The following is a 21,346-nucleotide window of genomic DNA, read 5'->3' as shown; positions in this document are numbered from 1 at the left end:
GAACCGTGGGAGATCTGGTCGGGGCACCGAAGGAACCACGGCATCTGCGCCCCGCCGCCAACGAAACGTCGGCGGCTTTCGACGCGCTGGACCGGCAGATCCTGGAGCTGCTGCAGAGCAACGGCCGGATCAGGCTCAGTGAGCTGGGCCGCCGCGTCCGGCTGAGCCCGGCGGCCGTCGCCGAACGCGTCCGGCGCCTGGAGTCGACGGGCGCCGTCACCGGCTACGGCGCCCACGTGTCGCCGTCCCGCCTCGGCTACGGCATCCAGGCCTTCATCCGCGTCAACCCGCACGGCGGCTACACCCTGAAGCACCCCAGGACGCTCGAACTCCTCTCCCGCCCGGAGGTCGTCGAGGTCCACCACGTAGTGGGCGAGGACTGCTGGATCCTCAAGGTCGTCGTCGAGGACACCATCCACCTGGAGGACGTCCTGGAGCAGACCTCTGCCCTCGGCCGTACGACGACGTCGATCGTGCTGTCGTCCCCGGTGGAACGGAAGCCGCTGCTGCCGCCGGTCCACAGGACACCCCCGAAGACGTCCTTGCCTTGACGTCGGCGTCAAGGATTACCGTCGGGGTATGCGAATCGGCGAGCTGGCCGTGCGGGCCGGGACGACCACGCGGACTCTGCGGTACTACGAGTCCCGGGGGCTGTTGCCCGCGCGGCGGGGTGAGAACGGGTACCGGACGTACGACGAGGACGATCTGCGGCTGCTGAAGCAGATCAGGACCTTGCAGGACTTCGGGTTCGACTTGGAGGAGACGCGGCCCTTCGTGGAGTGTCTGCGGGCCGGACACCCGGAGGGCGACTCGTGCCCTGCGTCCCTCGCGGTCTACCGGCGCAAGCTCGGTGAACTCGACTCGGTGATCGACGAGTTGGTCGCCGTGCGGGCGACGGTCGGCGAGCAGCTGGCGCGGGCGGAGCGGGCGCGGGACGAGCTGGCGGCCGATGCCGGGATTCCGGGTGGCCCGGAACCCGTGTGCGAACTGGGAGGGCAGACACGGTGATCAAGGCAGCGGGTGTGGCCGAGGTGACGGACGCGGACTTCGAGGCGGAGGTGATCGGGGCGGAGTTGCCCGTGCTGGTGGAGTTCACGGCCGACTGGTGCCCGCCGTGCCGGCAGATGGCGCCGGTGCTGACCGCCCTCGCCGCCGAGGAGGGCGACCGGCTCAAGGTCGTACAACTGGACGTGGACACCAATCCGCAGACCACGCTCGCGTACGGCGTGCTGTCGATGCCCACGTTCATGGTGTTCCGCGATGGTGAGCCGGTGAAGTCGATGGTGGGGTCCCGGCCCAAGCGACGGCTTCTGGAGGAGCTCTCCGAGGTGATGTGACCCCGCACCGCGGAACCGGCCGCCCGACGACTGGCCGGCCGACAACCGGCCACCCCACACAAGAAATCCCCCGAGCAATTGCGCTCGGGGGATTTCCTTGCGTATATTTAATGGTTCGCGACTTCAAGGGCATTGAATCGCGGAGAAGTTCACTGAGCACAGTGTATCCGGCCGGGAGTGGAATTGTCAAACAGGGGCACAAACACAGACTCCACCACAGGATTTATCGACGATGAATTGCGCATTGAGCAGGAATTCATCGACGGCGTGTACATCCGCGTGGACGCGCTGCGCGGTGTCACCGAGGCCGCCGTCGTGGACGCGCTCGGGCAGGGCAACACGCCCATGCAGGCGCGGCTGGAACGGGATGTGCTCGTCTCCGAGCGCTCGGGGCTGCTGGCCGCGCTGAACGCCGTGGACGGTTCGCTCTGCTTCGGCCGTATCGACCTCACCGCCGGCGTCAGCCATCACATCGGCCGTATCGGCATCCGCGCCGACGACGCCGAGCACACCCCGATCCTCATCGACTGGCGGGCTCCCGTCGCCCGCCCGTTCTACCTGGCCACCGGCCATACGACGATGGGCCTGCGCCGGCGCCGGCACATCACCACCGACGGCCGGCAGGTCACCGACCTGCACGACGAGATCCTCGACCTCGGTGACCACGAACGCACCGGGCACGAGGACCCGAACGGCGATGCGGTGCTCCTCGCCGCGCTGAACTCGGCGCGTACCGGCCGCATGAGCGACATCGTGCAGACCATCCAGGCCGAGCAGGACCAGATCATCCGCGCGCCCCACCAGGGTGTGCTGGTGGTCGAGGGCGGCCCCGGCACCGGCAAGACGGCGGTCGCACTGCACCGGGCCGCCTATCTGCTGTACGAGTACCGGGAGTTGCTCGCCAAGCGAGCCGTCCTGATCGTCGGGCCGAACCCCGCCTTCCTCGGCTACATCGGCGAGGTGCTGCCCGCGCTGGGCGAGACGGGTGTGCTGCTCGCGACCGTCGGGGAACTGTTCCCCGGCGTGAAGGCGACCGCCACCGACCTGCCCGAAGCGGCTGCCGTGAAGGGGCGCGCCGACATGGCCGACGTACTCGCCGCCGTCGTACGTGATCGGCAGGGCCTTCCCGACCCCGTCATCGCCATCGAGCACGACCGGGACATCCTCATGCTCGACGCCGGGCTCGTGCGGGTCGCCCGTGAGCGCACCCGCGAGGCGCAGTTGCCGCACAACGTCGCGCGCGAGCACTTCGAGGGCCACATCCTCAACACGCTCACCGACATGCTGGCCGAGTGCATCGGCACGGACCCCTTCGACGGGTCGAACCTCCTCGACGCCAGCGACATCACGCAGATCCGTGATGATCTGGCCGAGAATCCCGAAGTCTGGGGCGCCATCGAGCAGTTGTGGCCGAGGCTGACTCCGCAGCGGCTGGTCGCGGACTTCCTCGCCGAGCCCGACGGGTATCTGCCGGACGAGGACGCGGAGGCCGTTCGCCGCGAGGTCACCCGGGACTGGACCACCGCTGACGTGCCGCTCCTCGACGAGGCCGCCGAACTGCTCGGCGAGGACGACCGGGTGGCGCGGGCCCTCGCCGACCAGCAGCGGCGCAGTCAAGTCGCCTACGCACAAGGCGTGTTGGACGTGTCCTACGCCTCCCGTACGTACGAGTTCGAGGACATGGACGAAGAGGATTCCGAAGTCCTCTCCGCGCACAACATCATCGACGCCGAGCGGATGGCCGAGCGGCACGAGGAGGAGGACCACCGCAGTGCCGCCGAGCGGGCGGCGGGTGATCGGACCTGGGCGTTCGGGCACATCATCGTGGACGAGGCGCAGGAGTTGTCCCCCATGGCCTGGCGGTTGTTGATGCGGCGGAGTCCCACGCGGTCGATGACGCTCGTCGGCGACCCCGCGCAGACCTCCGAGGCGGGCGGGGTCGGATCGTGGGAGGAGATCCTCTCCCCCTACGTCGAGGACCGGTGGGACCACGCCCGCCTCGCGGTCAACTACCGGACTCCGTCCGAGATCATGGACCTCGCGGCGGGGGTGCTGCGGGCGGAGCACCCTGAGTTCGAGCCGCCTCGGTCCGTGCGGAGTACTGGCGTACGGCCGTGGGTGCGTGCCGTCTCCGATGACCTCCCGGGCGCTGTCGCCAAGGCCGTCGCCGAGTTGGCGCCTGCCGAGGGGCGGCTTGCGGTGATCGCGCCTCGGGCCCTGCACGGTTCCCTTGCCGGGAGGCTGGACGGGGTGACTGCGGGGGAGTCGCCCGATCTGACCCGGGCGGTGGTGCTTCTTGACCCTCGGCAGGCCAAGGGGCTGGAGTTCGACTCGGTGTTGGTGGTGGAGCCCGGGGCGTTCGGAACGAGCGATCTGTATGTGGCGCTGACTCGGGCTACGCAGGCGTTGGGGGTGCTTTATTCCGGGGAGTTGCCTGGGGGTTTGAGGGAGGGCTGAGGAGAGGATTTTTTTCGCCCCTCCGCCCCTGCCCGTCCCGTTTCTGGGGGCTACCGCCCCCAGACCCCCGCTTCGGCCTTCAGACGCCGGACGGGCTAAAAGATCTCTAGCGCTGGCCGGGGATAGATTCAGCCCCTCCGGCGTTTGAGGAGCGGGGTCTGGGGCGGAGCCCCAGAAACAAGGGATGGGTAGGGGCGGAGGGGGCGAAGAAGGCTTTAAGCGGGTCGCAGCCACACCGTTGCCAGTGGGGGCAGGGTGAGTTGGATGCTGGCGGGGCGGCCGTGGGCGGGGTGGGGTTCTGGTTTGACCGGGTCGGGGTTGTGGACGTTGCTGCCGCCGTAGCGGGTGGTGTCGGTGTTGAGGATTTCGTGCCAGGCGGGGATGTCGTCGGGGACGCCGAGGCGGTAGCCGTGGCGGACGACGGGGGAGAAGTGGGAGACGGCCAGGAGGGGGTTGCCGTCGGCGTCGTGGCGGAGGAAGGCGAAGACGTTGTCGTCGGCGGCGTCGCCGGCGATCCAGGTGAAGCCTGCGGGGTCGGTGTCGCGCTCCCACAGCGCAGGCTCTCGTTGGTAGGTGGTGTTGAGGTCGCGGACCAGGTCGCGGATGCCGCGGTGGTCGGGTTCGGCGCTGTAGGCGGGGTCCAGGAGCCACCAGTCGGGTCCGTGGGTTTCGGACCATTCGGCGCCCTGGGCGAATTCCTGGCCCATGAAGAGGAGTTGTTTGCCGGGGTGGGCCCACATGAAGCCCAAATATGCGCGGAGGGTGGCGCGTTGTTGCCACCAGTCGCCCGGCATTTTCGATACCAGTGAGCGTTTGCCGTGGACTACTTCGTCGTGGGAGATGGGCAGGACGTAGTTCTCGCTGTAGGCGTACACCATGGAGAAGGTCATCTCGTGGTGGTGGTGCTTGCGGTAGACCGGCTCGTGCGCCGCGTAGTCCAGCGAGTCGTGCATCCAGCCCATGTTCCACTTCAGACCGAAACCGAGACCGCCGAAGCCGCCGGGGCCGATGTGATCCGTGGCCCGGGTGACACCGTCCCAGGCCGTCGACTCCTCGGCGATGGTGACGACGCCGGGGTTGCGGCGGTAGACGGTGGCGTTCATCTCCTGGAGGAAGGCGACGGCGTCGGGGTTCTCGCGGCCGCCGTGTTCGTTGGGGGTCCACTGGCCGGGTTCGCGGGAGTAGTCGAGGTAGAGCATGGAGGCGACGGCGTCGACGCGGAGGCCGTCGATGTGGAATTCCTCGCACCAGTAGACGGCGTTGGCGACGAGGAAGTTACGGACCTCGCGGCGGCCGTAGTCGAACTCCAGGGTGCCCCAGTCGGGATGAGCGGCACGCTGGGGGTCTTCGTGCTCGTACAGCGGGCGGCCGTCGAATTCGGCCAGGGCCCAGTCGTCGCGGGGGAAGTGCGCGGGGACCCAGTCCATGAGGACGCCGATGCCGGCCCGGTGGAGGGCGTCGACGAGGTGTTTGAAGTCGTCGGGGGTGCCGAGGCGGGCGGTGGGGGCGTAGAAGCCGGTGACCTGGTAGCCCCAGGAGCCCCCGAAGGGATGCTCTGCCACCGGCATCAGCTCGACGTGGGTGAAGCCCAGGTCGGCGACGTAGGAGGGGAGTTGGTCGGCGAGCTGGCGGTAGGTCAGCCCCGGCCGCCAGGACGCCAGGTGGATCTCGTAGACGGAGAAGGGTGCCTCGTGGACAGGACGTGAGGCCCGGGTCGCCATCCACGTGTCGTCGTCCCACCCGTACGACGACGAGGTCACGATCGACGACGTCTTGGGCGGGACCTCGGTGCGCCGGGCCATCGGGTCCGCGCGCAGGGTGTGTGAACCGTCGGCGCGGGTGATGTCGAACTTGTAGAGCTCGCCGTCACCGATCGCGGGCACGAACAGTTCCCACACGCCGGAGGAACCGAGCGACCGCATCGGATACGCCGCGCCGTCCCAGAAGTTGAAGGTGCCGACCACCCGGACACCGCGCGCGTTCGGCGCCCAGACCGTGAAGCGGGTGCCCGCCACGCCCTGGTGGACCATTGGCTCCGCGCCGAGCGCCTGCCACAACTGCTCATGGCGGCCCTCGCCGAACAGATGCAGGTCGAGCTCGCCGATCGCGGGCAGGAAACGGTACGCGTCCTCAGTGTCCTGGACCGTCCCCTCGTACGACACGAGCAGGCGGTACGACGACGGTACGGCGCGCAGGGGCAGCAGGCCCGAGAAGAAACCGTCCCCGTCGTCCTGGAGCTCGGCCCGCAGCTCGTCCGTCACGACGGTCACCGCCAGCGCGTACGGGCGGAAGGTCCGGAAGGCCACGCCTCCAGGTATGGGATGGGCCCCGAGCACCCCGTGCGGATCGTGGTGCGTGCCGCTGAGCAGCCGCTCGCGGTCGCCAGGCTGCACACCGGCGAACGCGGGAGCGCTGTCGGCGGCGGGCAGCGGATCCGCCTCCCGTGTCTTCTTCGAGCTCTTGCCGACCTTGTCGGCCTTCTTGGCATCAGCCGTCTTGGCATCAGCCGTCTTGGGCGTTTTGGCCGTCGGTTTCCCCTCGGCGGCAGCCTTCTTCTTCGCGCCGGTCTTCTTCGGACTGTCGTCGGACGAGGGACGGGGCGTCACGGGCAGGGCCTCCTGGAAACGATGCAGGGTGGGCGGGACGGTCAGGGGGCGGTGGCGTCCGCCGCGAGTCGGCGCACCGCCGCCAGCGGTACGGGGAGCCAGTCGGGACGGTGCCGGGCCTCGTACACGACTTCGTACACCGCCTTGTCCGTCTCGTAGGCGCGCAGCAGTACGGGGTCGGTGCGCGGGTCGACCCCGGTGACCTCGGCGTATCCGGTGCAGTACGCGGCCCGGCAGGTGTCGGCCCAGCCGGGTGTCAGGGGGTGGTGGGAGTGGGCGGCGTAGTCGAAGGAGCGGAGCATGCCCGCGATGTCACGCGCCGGGGGTTGCGGCATCCGGCGTTCGGCGAGCGGCTTCGACGGCTCGCCCTCGAAGTCGATCAGCGACCACTTCCCGGACGGCGAACGCAGGCACTGCCCGAGGTGCAGATCGCCGTGGATGCGCTGCGCCGTCCAGGCGCCGCCCTCGGCGGCCAGGTCGGCCAGCGCCTCGAAAGCGGTGCGCAGGCCGGGAGCGTACGGCCGCAGCGCCGGAACCGCCTGCGCGGCCGCGTCCAGGCGCTGGGTCATTCCGTCGACGAGCGGCTTCATCTGCGCGTGGCCCAGCGTGACCGTGGGCAGCGCGCGGGCGAGCGCCGTGTGCACCTCGGCGGTCGCGCGGCCCAGCGCCCGCGCCTCGGCGCCGAAGTCCGCACCCTTGGCCAGCTCGCGCAGCGCCAGCTCCCAGCCGTCCGCCGCACCCCGGACGAAAGGTTGCAGGACACCCAGGGTGTACGTTTCCTCACCCAGCTCCGCGAGTATCCACGCCACCGGCGCCGGCACCCGCGCGCAGCCCTCCCGGGACAGCAGCAGCGGCAGCTCCAGGTCCGGGTTGGTGCCCGGCACGATCCGCCGCAACAGTTTGAGAATGAACGTATCTCCGTAGACGACGGACGAGTTCGACTGCTCGGAGGTGACCAGCCGCGGCACCAGACCGTCCCGGATGATCCGGCTGCCCCGGTCTTCCTGGCGGCCGGGGCGCTCGAAGCGCAGGTCACCGATCCGGGCCTGGGTGCGCAGGGCTTCCAGGAGGACGTCGGCGGGGCGCGCGTCGTGCAGCGCCTCGTACACCGTGAGGCCGGCCAGCGGCCCTTCCTCAAGGTGCCCGATCAGTGCGGGTGCGAGCCTGGGTGGCAGTGCCTCCCGGACGCCTATCAGCAGCTGGTAGCAGTCGCTGGGGTGCGGGAGGGCGCCCTGCGCCGGGGTGAGCGGCTGGTGGGCGCGCACGAGAAGGTGGAGCAGGCCCAGGGGACCGGTCGGCGGCAGCAGTTCCGTGGCCGACACCAGCGAGAATCCGGTCACCGGTCGGCCCTTGCCCGCGAACCACCGCTGCCGCGGCAGCCACTCCCGCAGCAGGGGATCCAGGGACGCGAGCAGCTCGGGGCGTACGGCCGGGGCCGTGGCAGAGCGGGCGGCCGGGGTCGAGGCAGAGTGGGTTGCTGCTTCCGACATGGCGTCGCGTCCTTTCCCCGGATACCGAGGGAACCGGAGGTCCAGAGACCCAGGACCCGGAGACCCTGTGAGGCCGGGGGAGTCGGGGTGTTACTCATGCGTGCCCAGGGCGGGGCGGAGGAAACCGCCCCGCCGCAGTTCTAGACCGCGTCCTTGCGGAGCCGGAACCAGTAGAAGCCATGACCTGCGAGGGTGAGCAGATAGGGCAGGTCACCGATGGCTGGGAAGCGTACCCCGCCGATCAGCTCGACGGGATGCCTCCCGTTGAACGCACTCAGGTCCAGTTCTGTGGGTTGTGCGAAGCGGGAGAAGTTGTGGACGCACAGGACGAGGTCGTCCTTGTACTCGCGCAGGAAGGCGATGACGGCGGGGTTGGAGGAGGGGAGTTCTGTGTAGGAGCCGAGGCCGAAGGCCATGTTCTGTTTGCGGATCTCGATCATGCGGCGGGTCCAGTGCAGCAGTGACGAGGGGGAGGACATGGCGGCTTCGACGTTGGTGACCTGGTAGCCGTAGACGGGGTCCATGATGGTGGGGAGGAAGAGGCGGCCGGGGTCGCAGGAGGAGAAGCCCGCGTTGCGGTCGGGGGTCCACTGCATGGGGGTGCGGACGGCGTCGCGGTCGCCGAGCCAGATGTTGTCGCCCATGCCGATCTCGTCGCCGTAGTAGAGGATCGGCGATCCGGGCAGGGACAGCAGCAGGGCGGTGAAGAGTTCGATCTGGTTGCGGTCGTTGTCCAGCAGGGTCGCGAGCCGCCGCCTGATGCCGATGTTGGCGCGCATCCGCGGGTCTTTGGCGTATTCCGCGTACATGTAGTCGCGTTCCTCGTCGGTGACCATTTCGAGGGTGAGCTCGTCGTGGTTGCGCAGGAAGATGCCCCATTGGCAGCCTGAGGGGATGGCGGGGGTCTTCGCGAGGATTTCGGAGACGGGGTAGCGCGATTCGCGGCGTACGGCCATGAAGATGCGGGGCATGACGGGGAAGTGGAACGCCATGTGGCATTCGTCGCCGCCGGCGGAGTAGTCGCCGAAGTAGTCGACGACGTCCTCGGGCCACTGGTTCGCCTCGGCGAGGAGGACCGTGTCGGGGTAGTGCGTGTCGATGTCCTTGCGGACCCGTTTGAGGAACTCGTGGGTTGCCGGAAGGTTTTCGCAGTTGGTTCCCTCGACCTGGTACAGGTACGGCACCGCGTCCAGGCGGAAGCCGTCGATCCCCAGGTCCAGCCAGAACCGCAACGCGGAGATGATCTCCTCCTGCACCGCCGGGTTCTCGAAGTTGAGGTCGGGTTGGTGGGAGAAGAAGCGATGCCAGTAGTACTGCTTGCGGACCGGGTCGAAGGTCCAGTTGGAGGCCTCGGTGTCGACGAAGATGATCCGGGCGTCCTGGTACTGCTTGTCGTCGTCGGCCCAGACGTAGTAGTCGCCGTAGGGGCCGTCGGGGTTGGCGCGCGACTCCTGGAACCACGGATGCTGGTCGCTGGTGTGGTTCATGACGAAGTCGATGACGACGCGCATGCCGCGCTGGTGGGCGGCGTCGACGAACTCCACGAAGTCGGCGAGGTCACCGAATTCGGGCAGGACGGCGGTGTAGTCGGAGACGTCGTAGCCGCCGTCGCGCAGCGGGGACTTGAAGAAGGGCGGCAGCCAGAGGCAGTCCACGCCCAGCCATTGCAGGTAGTCCAGTTTCGCGGTCAGGCCCTTGAGGTCGCCGATTCCGTCGCCGTTGCTGTCCTGGAAGGAGCGGACCAGGACCTCGTAGAAGACGGCGCGTTTGAACCACTCGGGATCGCGGTCCTTGGCCGGGGTGTCCTCGAACGTGTCCGGGACGGGCTCGTTGACGATCATGTGGTGGGTGACCCTCCGATCTGCGGTGAGGACGGTCGCAGGACGGTGAGAATGTGCGCGGGACTATGCCCTGGCTCAAGACGCACATAATTCGCCCTGCCCCAGTAGTAGGTCTCGCCGGTGAGCTCGTCGCGCACCGGCACGGACTCGTGCCAGTCCAGGCCGAGTTGTGGCATGTCCAACGAGACCGTCGCCTCCTGGGTGTGGTGGGGGTCGAGGTTGACCACAACCACAACCGTGTTCGAACTGCCGGTGCCCGTGGCGTCCTTGGGGTCCGCGACCGACTTCGAGTACGCGATCACCGACTCCTGGTCAGTGTGGTGGAAGTGGAGGTCGCGCAACTGGCGAAGAGCCGGACTGCGCCGCCTGATCGCGTTCAGCCTGCCCAGCAGAGGTGCGATGCTACGACCCTCACGCTCCGCCGACTCCCAGTCGCGCGGCCGGAGTTGATACTTCTCGGAGTTCAGATACTCCTCGCTTCCATCCCGTAGCGGGGTGTTCTCGCAGAGTTCGAAACCGCTGTACACGCCCCACGTCGGCGACAGCGTCGCGGCCAGCACGGCCCGCAGCTCGAAGGCCGGGCGACCGCCGTGCTGGAGGAACTCATGCAGGATGTCCGGGGTGTTCACGAAGAAGTTGGGCCGCATGTAGGCGGCCGCCTCGCCCGACAGCTCGGTCAGGTATTCGGTCAGCTCCTGCTTGGTGTTGCGCCAGGTGAAGTAGGTGTACGACTGCTGGAAACCGGCCTTCGCCAGCGTGTGCATGACCGCGGGCCGGGTGAACGCCTCCGCCAGGAAGATCACGTCCGGGTCGGTGCGGTTGATGTCCGCGATCACCTGCTCCCAGAACACCACCGGTTTGGTGTGCGGGTTGTCGACGCGGAAGATCCGTACACCATGGCTCATCCAGTACCGCAGCACCCGCAGCGTCTCCTGGACCAGGCCCGGCATGTCCTTGTCGAAGGCGATCGGGTAGATGTCCTGGTACTTCTTCGGCGGGTTCTCGGCGTACGCGATCGTGCCGTCCGGGCGGTGGTGGAACCAGTCCGGATGCTTCTGCACCCACGGGTGGTCGGGGGAGCACTGGAGCGCGAAGTCGAGGGCGATCTCCATGCCCTCGCGCTCCGCCCGGCGTACGAACGCGTCGAAGTCGTCGATCGTGCCGAGGTCCGGGTGGACGGCGTCGTGCCCGCCCTCCGGGGAGCCGATCGCCCAGGGCACACCGACGTCCGAACGGCTCGCCGACAGGCTGTTGTTGGGGCCCTTGCGGAACGTCGTGCCGATGGGATGGATCGGCGGCAGGTAGACGACGTCGAAACCCATCTCCGCGATGGCGGGCAGGCGTTCGGCGGCGGTACGGAACGTGCCGTGCGGTCGCTCGGGCGTGCCCTCGGAGCGCGGGAAGAACTCGTACCAGGAGCCGTACAGGGCCCGTTCGCGCTCCACCTTCAAGGGCAACGGCTCGCAGGACGTGACGAGTTCGCGCAACGGATGGCGGGCGAGGATCCGGTCCACCTCGGGGGTGAGGGCGGCGGCGAGGCGGGCCGAGGCGGGGCGTTCCACGTCGCGCAGTGCGGCGGCTGCCGTACGGAGGGTGTCCCGGCGTCCCTTGCTCTTCGGCACCCCGGTGGCCGCCCGCTCGTACAGGCGCGCGCCCTCCTCCAGGACCAGTTCGGTGTCGATGCCGGCCGGGATCTTGATCCCCGCGTGCCGACGCCAGGTGGAGATGGGGTCGCCCCACGCCTCCACCGTGTACGTCCAGTGGCCCTCCTTCCCGGCGGACACCGTGGCGCCCCAGCGGTCGGTGCCGGGGGCCAGCTCGCGCATCGGGGTCCAGGGTCCGGTGCGGCCCTCCGGATCACGCAGGACGACGTTCGCGGCAACCGCGTCATGCCCCTCGCGGAAGACCGTGGCCGAGACCTCGAAGGCCTCACCGGCCACCGCCTTGGCGGGCCAACGGCCGTGGTCGACGATCGGGCGGACATCGAGGAGGGGAATGCGGCCGATGGCTATGGGGGGCGGGGCGGCCGTGGCGGTTCCCGCAGGTGGCGCGACGGACGTGGTGGAGGACGGGACCGAGGCGACGGCGGTCTCCGTGGTCCTGGCCGGTGCCGCAGGTGCCACGGGCGCCGTCGTCTCTTCCGCCTCCGGAGTCGCGGCGGCCCTGCTGCCCGTGCCGGTCCCGGTCTTCGTGCCGATCTCGGCCTCGGCGGAGGGTTTCTCCGGAGTGCGGCGACCGGCGTCGGCCTCGCGTAGGGAGGGTGTGTCGGAGGTGCTCGTCGGGGGTGGCGACGTGCGGTGTGTGGCGGGCATGACCGCTCCTGTCCGCGTCAACGTGGGTGGGCGGATGAGGGTGTGGGGAGGTGAGGTCTGCGGGGTGTACCGGGGGAGCCTTCCCACCCTATTCGGGTGGGCAACCGGCACTTTGTTAACTACTCACGCGTATGTCTACAGACAAGGCCGGCCTCGTCCGGAGAGGCCGAGGCCGGTGCCTGTTCCTGCAGCGTGCTAGGGGGTACCGACCTGGAGCAACCTGTTCGGGGAACCCGGACCCGCGCCCGAGATCTTCCCCGGAACCGCTTTTTTAACCAGGGCTTTGCCCACCTGCGCCGGGGTGGCCCCGACGTGGTCGGCCAGATAGAGCGCGGCCGCGCCCGCGACGTGCGGGCTCGCCATCGACGTACCCGAGAAGGTCGCCTTCCCCGTGTCACTGGCGTACGACGCCGAGGTGATCGCCACGCCCGGTGCGAACAGGTCGAGCGAGGCGCCGGTGTTCGAGAAGCTCGCCCGGGCGTCCGTCCGGTCGCCGGCGCCGACGGTGAGGGCCTGCTCGACCCGGGCGGGGGAGTAGAGACCGGCCGACAGCCCGTCGTTTCCGGCCGCGATCGCGTACGTCACCCCGGAGGCGATGGAGTTGCGTACGGCGGCATCGAGCTGCGCGTTGGCGTATCCGCCGAGGCTGAGGTTGGCGACCGCCGGTTTCTTCGCGTGCTTCGTCACCCAGTCGATACCCGCGATGACCTGCGCGGTGGTGCCCGAGCCGTTGTTGTCCAGGACGCGGACGGCGACGACCTTGGCCTTCTTGGCGACGCCGTACTCGGTGCCCGCGATGGTGCCGGCGACATGCGTGCCGTGTCCGTTGCCGTCCTTGGCGGTTCTGTCGTTTCCGACGAAGTCCCAGCCGTAGCTCGCCCGGCCGCCGAAGTCCTTGTGCGTGATCCGGATACCGGTGTCGATCACGTACGCCGTCACGCCCTTGCCCGCCGAATCGGGCCAGGTGTAGCCGCCGTCCAGCGGCAGGCTCGGCTGGTCGACGCGGTCGAGGCCCCAGGAGGGCGGTTTCGTCCGACCCTCGGCTGCCACCCTGGTGTCCTGCACGACCGAGGCCACGCGGGAGTCCGCCGCGAGCCGCCGGGCCTGCTTCTCGTTGGCCGCCACCGCGTAGCCGTTGAGGGCCGTGCCGTAGGTGTGGCTGATTCTCGCCCCGTATTTCTCGGCGATGCTCTTGCCCGTCGCGGACAGGGCGCTGGTTCCCCCCTCGATTCCGCCCGCGGGTCTTCCCTTGAGCGTCACTATGTAGCTTCCGCCGACGGAGCCGGGAGCACCGGCGCCGAGTATCTGCCCCTCCGGGGCGGCGTGCGCGGGCAGGGTGATGGCCGAAAGCACCGCGGCCGTCGCGACCGCGGTGAGACCTCCCACCCGGCGCAGACGCCTGTGTCCCGTCTGTGCCATGACTTGGGTTCCCCTCCTTGACGGCGCACTCCGGCCGATGCCGGTCCGCCGTGGACCGAGGTCGGCGGGTACGCCACTTGTCAGCCTCTCGTGCGGTGTGAAGCGCCACAAGGCCACACAGGTGGGCGGAATCGGCCATACCGGCCATGAGGGACACGTGAAAGTTGCGGCGAATTTCCGCCGAAGTAACCAGGGGAGTGATCGTCGACGGCCCGGTCTGCGCGGACCTCGACGCGCCGTAGTTGCGGAGGCCCTCTCGCCGCTACCGTCGTGGGTGACGAAGGGCGCACAAGGACGTGCGTCCCCTATTGGCGCACGTCCTGGTTACCGTTCTCCTGCCGCTTCCGTCCTCCGTTACGTCCTTTGTGAAGTGAAGGTGGCATCAGTGAAGGCAATCCGTAGGTTCACCGTCCGCCCCGTACTCCCCGAAGCCCTTCACCCGCTCAGTGACCTGGCACGCAACCTGCGCTGGTCCTGGCATGCCGAGACCCGCGATCTCTTCCAGTCAGTCGACCCCGAGCGCTGGGCCGCCTCCGACGGTGACCCCGTACGCCTGCTCGGCAGTGTGCCGCCCGGACGTCTCGCCGAGCTCACCGAGGACCGGCGTTTTCTGCGCCGGCTTGCCGCGGCCTCCGACGATCTGCGCGACTACGTGACCGGCGACCGCTGGTACCAGACCCAGACGGTGACCCCCGAACTGCCCGCCGCCATCGCCTACTTCTCGCCCGAGTTCGGCATCACGGCCGCGCTGCCGCAGTACTCCGGCGGCCTCGGCATCCTCGCGGGCGATCACCTGAAAGCAGCCAGTGACCTGGGTGTTCCGCTGATCGGCGTGGGACTGCTCTACCGGCACGGCTACTTCCGGCAGTCCCTGTCCCGGGACGGCTGGCAGCAGGAGCACTATCCGGTCCTGGACCCCAACGAACTGCCCGTGGTGCCGCTGCGCGAGAGCGACGGCTCACCGGCCCAGGTCTCGCTGGCCCTGCCCGGCGGGCGCGCGCTGCGGGCCCGGGTCTGGCTGGCGCAGGTCGGCCGGGTGCCGCTGCTGCTGCTCGACTCCGACGTGGAGGAGAACGACCTCGGGGAACGCGGGGTGACCGACCGGCTGTACGGCGGCGGCAGCGAGCACCGGCTGCTCCAGGAGATGCTCCTGGGCATAGGAGGGGTGCGCGCGGTACGGACGTACTGCCGGCTGACCGGCCATGCGCGGCCCGAGGTGTTCCATACGAACGAGGGGCACGCGGGGTTCCTGGGTCTGGAGCGGATCGCCGAACTCGCCGACGATGGGCTGGACTTCGAGGCGTCCCTGGAGGCGGTCAGGGCCGGCACGGTCTTCACCACCCACACCCCCGTGCCCGCCGGAATCGACCGCTTCGACCGGGAGCTGGTCGCCCGCCACTTCGGTCCGGACGCCGAACTCCCGCGCATCGACGTGGAACGCGTCCTGGCCCTGGGCATGGAGACCTATCCCGGCGGTGAGCCGAACCTCTTCAACATGGCGGTGATGGGGCTGCGCCTCGGCCAACGGGCCAATGGTGTCTCGCTGTTGCACGGTCACGTCAGCCGGGAGATGTTCTCGGGGCTGTGGCCGGGCTTCGACCCGGACGAGGTGCCGATCACCTCGGTGACCAACGGCGTGCACGCGCCGACCTGGGTGGCGCCGGAGGTCTTCCGGCTCGGGGCCCGGCAGATCGGCGCCCAGCGCGCCGAGGACGCGATGACGGTCGGCGGCTCGGAGCGCTGGGACGCGGTGGCCGACATCGCGGACCAGGAGATCTTCGATCTGCGGCGTGTCCTGCGCGAGCAGCTGGTGGTGGAGGTACGGGAGCGGCTGCACGCGTCCTGGCGGCAGCGCGGCGCCGGCAGTGCCGAACTCGGCTGGATCGACGGCGTGTTGGACCCCGACGTCCTCACCATCGGCTTCGCGCGGCGCGTCCCCTCGTACAAACGCCTCACGCTGATGCTGCGCGACCGCGACCGGCTGATGGATCTGCTGCTGCACCCCGAGCGGCCGATCCAGATCGTCATCGCGGGCAAGGCGCACCCCGCCGACGACGGTGGCAAGCGGCTGATCCAGGAGCTGGTCCGGTTCGCGGACGACCCGCGGGTGCGCCACCGGATCGTGTTCCTGCCCGACTACGGCATGGCGATGGCGCAGAAGCTGTACCCGGGCTGCGACATCTGGCTGAACAATCCGCTGCGTCCGCTGGAGGCGTGCGGGACGAGCGGAATGAAGGCCGCGCTCAACGGCTGCCTCAACCTGTCCGTCCTGGACGGCTGGTGGGACGAGTGGTTCCAGCCCGACTTCGGCTGGGCGATCCCGACGGCCGACGGTACGGCGACGGACGACGACCGCCGCGACGACCTGGAGGCGGCGGCGCTCTACGACCTGCTGGAGCAGCGCGTCACCCCGCGCTTCTACGAGCGTGGCCAGGGCGGACTGCCCGACCGCTGGATCGAGATGGTCCGCCAGACCCTGACCCACCTCGGCCCGAAGGTCCTGGCGGGCCGGATGGTCCGCGAGTACGTGGAACGGCTGTACGCCCCCGCCGCCCGCGCCCACCGCTCCCTCACCCCGGACACCGCCCGCGAACTGGCCGCCTGGAAGTCCCGCGTCCGCTCGGCCTGGCCGCAGGTCACCGTCGACCACGTCGAGGCAGCCTCCGCCACGACCACCGCCGAACTCGGCACCACCCTCTCCCTCCACGTCCGCGTCGCCCTCGGCGACCTCACCCCCGACGACGTCGAGGTCCAGGCCGTCGCGGGCCGCGTCGACTCCGACGACCGCATCGCCGACGCGGTGTGCGTACCCCTGAAACCGACGGGCGGCCCGGACGGGGAAGGGCGCTGGTCGTACGAGGGGCCACTGTCCCTGGACCGGACGGGGCCCTTCGGCTACACGGTGCGGATCCTGCCCACGCATCGGCTTCTCGCCTCGGGCGCGGAGCTGGGGCTTGTGGCGGTTCCTTCGGAGGAACTGGTGGAGGGGGCGGGGGTGTTGATGCGGTGAGCGGCTGATCCTCGGCCGGAGATGTTCAGCGGGCGCGGGTCAGATCTGTTCGAACGGGGCGCACAGCCGCCGCAGCACCTTCCCGCACCGCTTTGCGTACGCGTGCTGGAACGCCCGCGTCGCCGGGCCGCCCGCTCGGGCGTACCACGTGGCGGCGCGGCTGAAGGCGGTGACGGTGAGCCAGACGGTGCCGTCGCCGGTGCGGGTGATCTCGAAGGCTTCCTCGCCGGATTCCGGGTGGCCGGCGAGGGTGCCGTACGCCCAGGCGGTGCGGCGGTACTCCTCGACCGTCCAGACGACGCGGCAGGGGGCCTGGATGGGGCCGAGGCCGACGATCACGTCGACTCCGGGGGCCGCCTTCGCCGCGTCGGAGGTGAGGGTGACGCCGCTCAGCTCCCGGTGCATCTCCCAGGTCATGAGGGCTTCGGACGCTCGGCGGAAGACGGCTTCGCCTTCGCCGATGCGTGTGCGGACGTGCAGGCGGTGAAAGCCCGGGGGGCAGCGGTCCTCGCGGGTCGCGCCCACGTCCTCGTACGTGTAGGGCATGGGGCACAGCGTAGGGCGGCACCCGAAGTCGCCTTCTCTCCGGGTACCGCCCAGTCCGCTTTACGTCATCAGGCTACGTTGACCGCGGTCCATGTCGCCGCCACGGTCGCGTACTCCGTGCTCGTGGAGCCGTACAGCGCCGCCGCCGCACTCAGGGTCGCCGTGCGGGCGCCCGCGTACGTGGTCGACGACGTCATGTACTCGGTCAGCGCCTTGTACCAGATCTGGTTGGCCTTGTCCCTCCCGATGCCGGTGATCGTGGAGCCGTTGTACGTCGGGGAGTTGTAGGAGACCCCGTTGATCGTCTTGGCGCCGCTTCCCTCGGAGAGGAGGTAGTAGAAGTGGTTCGCCGGGCCCGAGGAGTAGTGGACGTCCAGGTTCTTCACCGTCGACGACCAGTAGTTGGCCGACCCGCCGTCCTTGCTCGGCTGGTCCATGTAGCGCAGCGGCGTGCCGTTGCCGTTGATGTTGATCTTCTCGCCGATGAGGTAGTCACCGACGTCGGAGGCGTTGGCCGTGGAGAACTCGACCGCGGTGCCGAAGATGTCGGAGGTGGCCTCGTTGAGGCCGCCGGACTCGCCGCTGTATACGAGCTTCGCGGTGTTGGCCGTGACGCCGTGGGTCATCTCGTGGCCCGCGACGTCCAGCGAGGTGAGCGGCTTGATGTTGCCCGCGCCGTCGCCGTACGTCATGCAGAAGCAGGTGTCGGACCAGAAGGCGTTGACGTACGCGCTGCCGTAGTGGACACGCGAGTAGGCGGCGACGCCGTTGTTCTTGATGCCGCTGCGGTTGAAGGTGTTCTTGTAGAAGTCCCAGGTCGCCTGCGCGCCGTACGCGGCGTCGACGGCCGCGGTCTGGTCGGTGGTCGAGCTGGAGGCCGCGCCGGTGCCCCAGGTGTCGTCCGCGTCGGTGAACAGGGTGCCGGTGCCCGAGCTGGTGGTGTGCGAGAGGTTGTACGTCTTGTGGCTGCCGTGCGAGGTGTCGGTCAGCTGGTAGGTCGAGCCCGACAGCGTGGTGCCGAGGGTGACCGTGCCCGAGTACAGGCTCTTGCCGGTGCCGGTCTCGATGCCCTGGTACTCGTAGAGCTTCGCGCCGGTGGCCGCGTCGGTGATGACGTGCAGCTCGTTCGGGGTGCCGTCCTCCTGGAGACCGCCGACGACCGTCTCGTACGCGAGGACGGGGGTGCCGTCCGCCGCCCAGATCACCTTGCGGGGCGCCTGGGAGGCCTCGGTCTTATCCGAGCCGGCGGCCTTGGCGGCGGTCAGGGCCTGCGTCTCGGCCTTCGAGGAGGTGACGGCCGGCGTGAGGGAGGCCACCTTGATGGTCGCCTTCGTGGCCTTGGTGACGCCCTCGGTCTTGCCGGACGCGCTCTCGTGGACGACCAGGTCGCCGCCGAGGACCGGGAGTCCGTCGTACGTGCGCTCGTAGCGCGTGTGGACCGTGCCGTCCGCGTCCTGGCTGACGTCCCTGACGACCAGCTTCTCCTTGGCGCCGAGACCTATCTCGTCGGCGGTCTGCGGAGTCGCGGCCTGCGCCTCCTGGATGAGCGAGGTGCGTGCCGACGTGGACAGCTGGATCTGGGCGCCGGGGAGGGTCGGCTTGGCCGCGGGGGCCGCCGACGTGTCCGCGGAGGCACCGGTGGTCATACCGGTGGCGAGCAGGGCTCCGGCCGCGACAGCGGTGGCGATGGCCAGAGTGGTGCGCTTGTGACGCGCGTAGAGGGGGGTCACGCGAACTCCTTTGTGGGGCGACCGGACGGCATGGGGTGTCCGAACGGAAGGTGAAGTTGCGGTACGGGTGAGCCGTGCGGTGGAAGAGTGGCATCCAGGGCGCGTACATGTCAGGAGGTCTGTTGAATCTTGGCCGGAAAGTGTCCATTGGATGAAGATCACCGTGCGCGATGAGGGCTCGGTCTCCGTAAAGGAGACGTCAAAGCAAACTCCGGACCAGGCAAAAGAGGGCGCCGCCCCGGGGAGTTGAACCTCCGGGACGGCGCCCTGTCTGTGGCGGACCCGCTACGGGAACGTCAGTTTCCAGCTGTTGATGTAGCCGGTGTCGATGGCCGCGTTGTCCTGGACCCTCAACTGCCAAGTGCCGTTGGCGACTTCGGAGGACGCGTTCACCGTGTAGGTGGTGTTCAGGTTGTCCGTGCTACCGCCGGTGCCGTACGCCTTGAGCGTGTACGCCGTTCCGTCGGGAGCGACCAACTGCACCTGGAGGTCACCTATGTAGGTGTGCACGATGTCCACGGCCACCGCGAGGTTCGCCGGTGCGTTGCCGGTACGCCCGGTGACGGAGATCGGCGAGTTGACGGCCGCTCCGTTGTCCGGAATCGATACGTCGGCCGTGTTCTCGAACGACGTACCGCCACCACCGCCTCCGCCGGGCCGGGCACCGACCGCGACGCCCGCCCAGGCGTTCTGTACCGCCAGGTACTCGGCGCTCGTGGTGCCGTACAGCTCACCCGCCACCGCGAGCGTGCCGGTGCGCGCCGCCGCGTAGTTGGTGGTCGTCGTGAACTTCGTGGTGAGCGCCTTGAACCAGATCTGCTCCGCCTTCGCGCGGCCTATCCCGGTGACCGGGAGCCCGTCGGCGGTCGGCGAGTTGTACGAGACGCCGTTGATGACCTTGGCGCCGCTGCCCTCGCTCAGCAGGTAGAAGAAGTGGTTCGCCGGGCCCGAGGAGTAGTGGACGTCGATCGAACCGATCCCCGAGTACCAACTGTCCTTGGACGCGCCGTCCTTGCTCGGCTGGTCCTGGTAGCGCAGCGGGGTGCCGTTGCCGTTGATGTTGATCTCTTCGCCGATGAGGTAGTCACCGACGTCGGAGGAGTTGGCCGCGTAGAACTCGACCGCACTGCCGAAGATGTCGGAGGTGGCCTCGTTCAGGCCGCCGGACTCGCCGCTGTAGACGAGGCCCGCCGTGTTCGCGGTGACGCCGTGCGTCATCTCGTGGGCGGCCACGTCGATCGAGGTGAGCGGGTTGGCGTTGCTGGATCCGTCGCCGTACGTCATGCAGAAGCAGCTGTCGGACCAGAAGGCGTTGACGTAGTTGTTGCCGTAGTGGACCCGGGAGTACGCGCCCACGCCGTCACCCTTGATGCCGGTGCGGCCCTGCACGTTCTTGTAGTAGTCCCAGGTCAGCGCGGCGCCGTAGTGTGCGTCGGCGGCGGCCGACTCCAGGTTGGACGCGAGGCCGTTGCCCCAGATGTCGTCGGGGCCGGAGAAGAGCGTGCCGGTGCCGGAGGTGGCGCGGTTCAGGTTGTACGTCTTGTGGGCGCCGCGTGCCCCGTCGGTGAGGTTGTACGTCGTGCCGGACTGCGTGCTGCCGAGCGTGACCGTGCCGGAGTACACCGTGTTGCCGGTGCCGGTCTCGATGGCCTCCCACTCGTACAGCTTCGCGCCGGTGGTGGCGTCCGTGACGACGTGCAGCTCCTGCGGGGTGCCGTCGTGCTGGAAGCCGCCGACGACCGTCTCCCAGGCCACCGTGGGCGTGCCGTTCGCGGCCCAGACGACCTTGCGGGGTGCCCGGTTGACGTCGGGGCTCTTGGCCTTCTCCGCCTTGGCGGCCGCCAGTGCCTGCTTCTCCGCCTTGGCGGCGGGCAGCGCGGCGGCCGTCGTCGCCGGCTTGATGGTGGACCGGGTGGCCTTGGTGACGCCCTCGGTCGCGCCGGACTTGGCGGTGTCGACGACCAGGTCGCCGCCGAGGACCGGGAGCCCGTCGTACGTGCGCTCGTAGCGGGTGTGGACCGTGCCGTCCGCGTCCTTGACGACGTCACGGACGACGAGCTTCTCCTTGGCGCCGAGGCCCAGGTCGTCGGCGGTCTCCGCCTTGACCGCCTCGGCGTCGCGGATCAGCGCGGCGCGCTGGGCGGGGGTGAGTTTCACGCTGAGGGCGCCCGGGTTGACCTTGCCCGCGGCCGACGGTGCCTTCTCCGGGGCGGCGGTGGCGGCGCCCGACTGGACGGCCGTGGCGATCAGGGCGGCGACGCCCGCGAGGGCGACGGCTGCGGCTCGGCGCCGCGTGGTGCGGGAGGTGGAGCTGTGGGAGGTGCGTCTGTGAGGGGAGCTGCTTCTCAACACTGACTCCTTCTGCGTGGCCGCGGGTCGCACGGCCAGGGGAGACCGGACGAAGAGTGACCGTCCGGGCAGAACAGGGCGGTACGCGGAACCAGGTGCAGGTGCAGGTGCAGGTGCGGAGGTGCTGTGGCACGACACAGCGGTGTTGCCCGTGATGCTGTGGGGTTGCTGTGAAGTAGCCGAGGGAAGAGTTGCAGGGGAATGCGCTGTCTGTCAGGACCGTGTCAATGAATTGGCTGGAAATGGTTC

The 21,346-nt window shown here is 69.2% G+C and carries 13 protein-coding genes; 5 read left to right on the top strand and 8 right to left on the bottom strand.

Annotated features, from left to right (window positions below; all coding sequences use genetic code 11):
- Positions 1-14 precede the first annotated feature (14 nt).
- The 4 genes from ACIPC1_RS06880 (at position 15) to ACIPC1_RS06865 (ending at position 3,794) form a co-directional block, all read left to right on the top strand.
- Positions 15-551, top strand: coding sequence for an Lrp/AsnC family transcriptional regulator (locus tag ACIPC1_RS06880; RefSeq protein ID WP_402514831.1), 537 nt, complete (start codon positions 15-17; stop codon positions 549-551).
- A 28-nt stretch (positions 552-579) separates the two neighbouring features.
- Complete coding sequence (locus ACIPC1_RS06875; RefSeq protein ID WP_402513960.1) at positions 580-1,008, top strand: MerR family transcriptional regulator; 429 nt, start codon at positions 580-582, stop codon at positions 1,006-1,008.
- A gap of 14 nt (positions 1,009-1,022) precedes the next feature.
- The gene (locus tag ACIPC1_RS06870) at positions 1,023-1,337 is read left to right on the top strand and encodes a thioredoxin family protein (RefSeq protein WP_384392990.1); all 315 of its coding nucleotides are present in this window, start codon (positions 1,023-1,025) and stop codon (positions 1,335-1,337) included.
- 165 nt (positions 1,338-1,502) lie between these two features.
- Entirely contained in the window at positions 1,503-3,794 is a 2,292-nt protein-coding gene (locus ACIPC1_RS06865; RefSeq protein WP_402514829.1) for a HelD family protein, read from the top strand.
- 215 nt (positions 3,795-4,009) lie between these two features.
- Here the strand turns inward: ACIPC1_RS06865 and glgB are convergent, their stop codons facing one another.
- From glgB to ACIPC1_RS06840, 5 genes are all read right to left on the bottom strand, one after another.
- Positions 4,010-6,400 (bottom strand): 1,4-alpha-glucan branching enzyme, encoded by a 2,391-nt coding sequence (gene glgB / locus ACIPC1_RS06860; RefSeq protein ID WP_402513957.1) that lies wholly within the window; start codon positions 6,398-6,400, stop codon positions 4,010-4,012.
- A gap of 41 nt (positions 6,401-6,441) precedes the next feature.
- Positions 6,442-7,890, bottom strand: a complete 1,449-nt coding sequence (locus tag ACIPC1_RS06855) for a phosphotransferase (protein WP_402513956.1) — start codon at positions 7,888-7,890, stop codon at positions 6,442-6,444.
- Between the two features lie 140 nt (positions 7,891-8,030).
- On the bottom strand, positions 8,031-9,731 hold the full coding sequence (gene treS, locus ACIPC1_RS06850; RefSeq protein ID WP_402513953.1) for a maltose alpha-D-glucosyltransferase: 1,701 nt from the start codon (positions 9,729-9,731) through the stop codon (positions 8,031-8,033).
- The gene (locus ACIPC1_RS06845) at positions 9,728-12,043 is read right to left on the bottom strand and encodes an alpha-1,4-glucan--maltose-1-phosphate maltosyltransferase (RefSeq protein WP_402513952.1); all 2,316 of its coding nucleotides are present in this window, start codon (positions 12,041-12,043) and stop codon (positions 9,728-9,730) included. Before ACIPC1_RS06845 ends, treS begins: the two co-directional genes overlap by 4 nt.
- A gap of 195 nt (positions 12,044-12,238) precedes the next feature.
- A complete protein-coding gene (locus tag ACIPC1_RS06840) occupies positions 12,239-13,462 on the bottom strand; it encodes a S8 family peptidase (RefSeq protein WP_402513949.1) in 1,224 nt (407 codons plus the stop codon).
- A 385-nt stretch (positions 13,463-13,847) separates the two neighbouring features.
- Here ACIPC1_RS06840 and ACIPC1_RS06835 point away from each other — a divergent pair, with 385 nt between their 5' ends.
- The gene (locus tag ACIPC1_RS06835) at positions 13,848-16,472 is read left to right on the top strand and encodes a glycosyltransferase family 1 protein (protein WP_402513948.1); all 2,625 of its coding nucleotides are present in this window, start codon (positions 13,848-13,850) and stop codon (positions 16,470-16,472) included.
- A 39-nt stretch (positions 16,473-16,511) separates the two neighbouring features.
- Here the strand turns inward: ACIPC1_RS06835 and ACIPC1_RS06830 are convergent, their stop codons facing one another.
- The 3 genes from ACIPC1_RS06830 to ACIPC1_RS06820 form a co-directional block, all read right to left on the bottom strand.
- Complete coding sequence (locus ACIPC1_RS06830; RefSeq protein WP_402513946.1) at positions 16,512-17,018, bottom strand: DUF1990 family protein; 507 nt, start codon at positions 17,016-17,018, stop codon at positions 16,512-16,514.
- 68 nt (positions 17,019-17,086) lie between these two features.
- Entirely contained in the window at positions 17,087-18,748 is a 1,662-nt protein-coding gene (locus ACIPC1_RS06825) for a M4 family metallopeptidase (RefSeq protein WP_402513944.1), read from the bottom strand.
- Between the two features lie 285 nt (positions 18,749-19,033).
- On the bottom strand, positions 19,034-21,097 hold the full coding sequence (locus tag ACIPC1_RS06820; protein ID WP_402513943.1) for a M4 family metallopeptidase: 2,064 nt from the start codon (positions 21,095-21,097) through the stop codon (positions 19,034-19,036).
- Positions 21,098-21,346: the final 249 nt, after the last annotated feature.

The sequence above is a fragment of the Streptomyces sp. NPDC087263 genome, assembly GCF_044744645.1.
Lineage (GTDB): Bacteria > Actinomycetota > Actinomycetes > Streptomycetales > Streptomycetaceae > Streptomyces.
This window is presented reverse-complemented; position numbering and strand designations above follow the sequence as displayed.

Bases quoted from the DNA above. Each gene is read 5' to 3' on its own strand.
- ACIPC1_RS06830 (WP_402513946.1), bottom strand. From the start codon at position 17,018: ATGCCCTACACGTACGAGGACGTGGGCGCGACCCGCGAGGACCGCTGC.
- ACIPC1_RS06845 (WP_402513952.1), bottom strand. From the start codon at position 12,043: ATGCCCGCCACACACCGCACGTCGCCACCCCCGACGAGCACCTCCGAC.
- ACIPC1_RS06855 (WP_402513956.1), bottom strand. From the start codon at position 7,890: ATGTCGGAAGCAGCAACCCACTCTGCCTCGACCCCGGCCGCCCGCTCT.
- treS (WP_402513953.1), bottom strand. From the start codon at position 9,731: ATGATCGTCAACGAGCCCGTCCCGGACACGTTCGAGGACACCCCGGCC.
- ACIPC1_RS06875 (WP_402513960.1), top strand. From the start codon at position 580: ATGCGAATCGGCGAGCTGGCCGTGCGGGCCGGGACGACCACGCGGACT.
- ACIPC1_RS06840 (WP_402513949.1), bottom strand. From the start codon at position 13,462: ATGGCACAGACGGGACACAGGCGTCTGCGCCGGGTGGGAGGTCTCACC.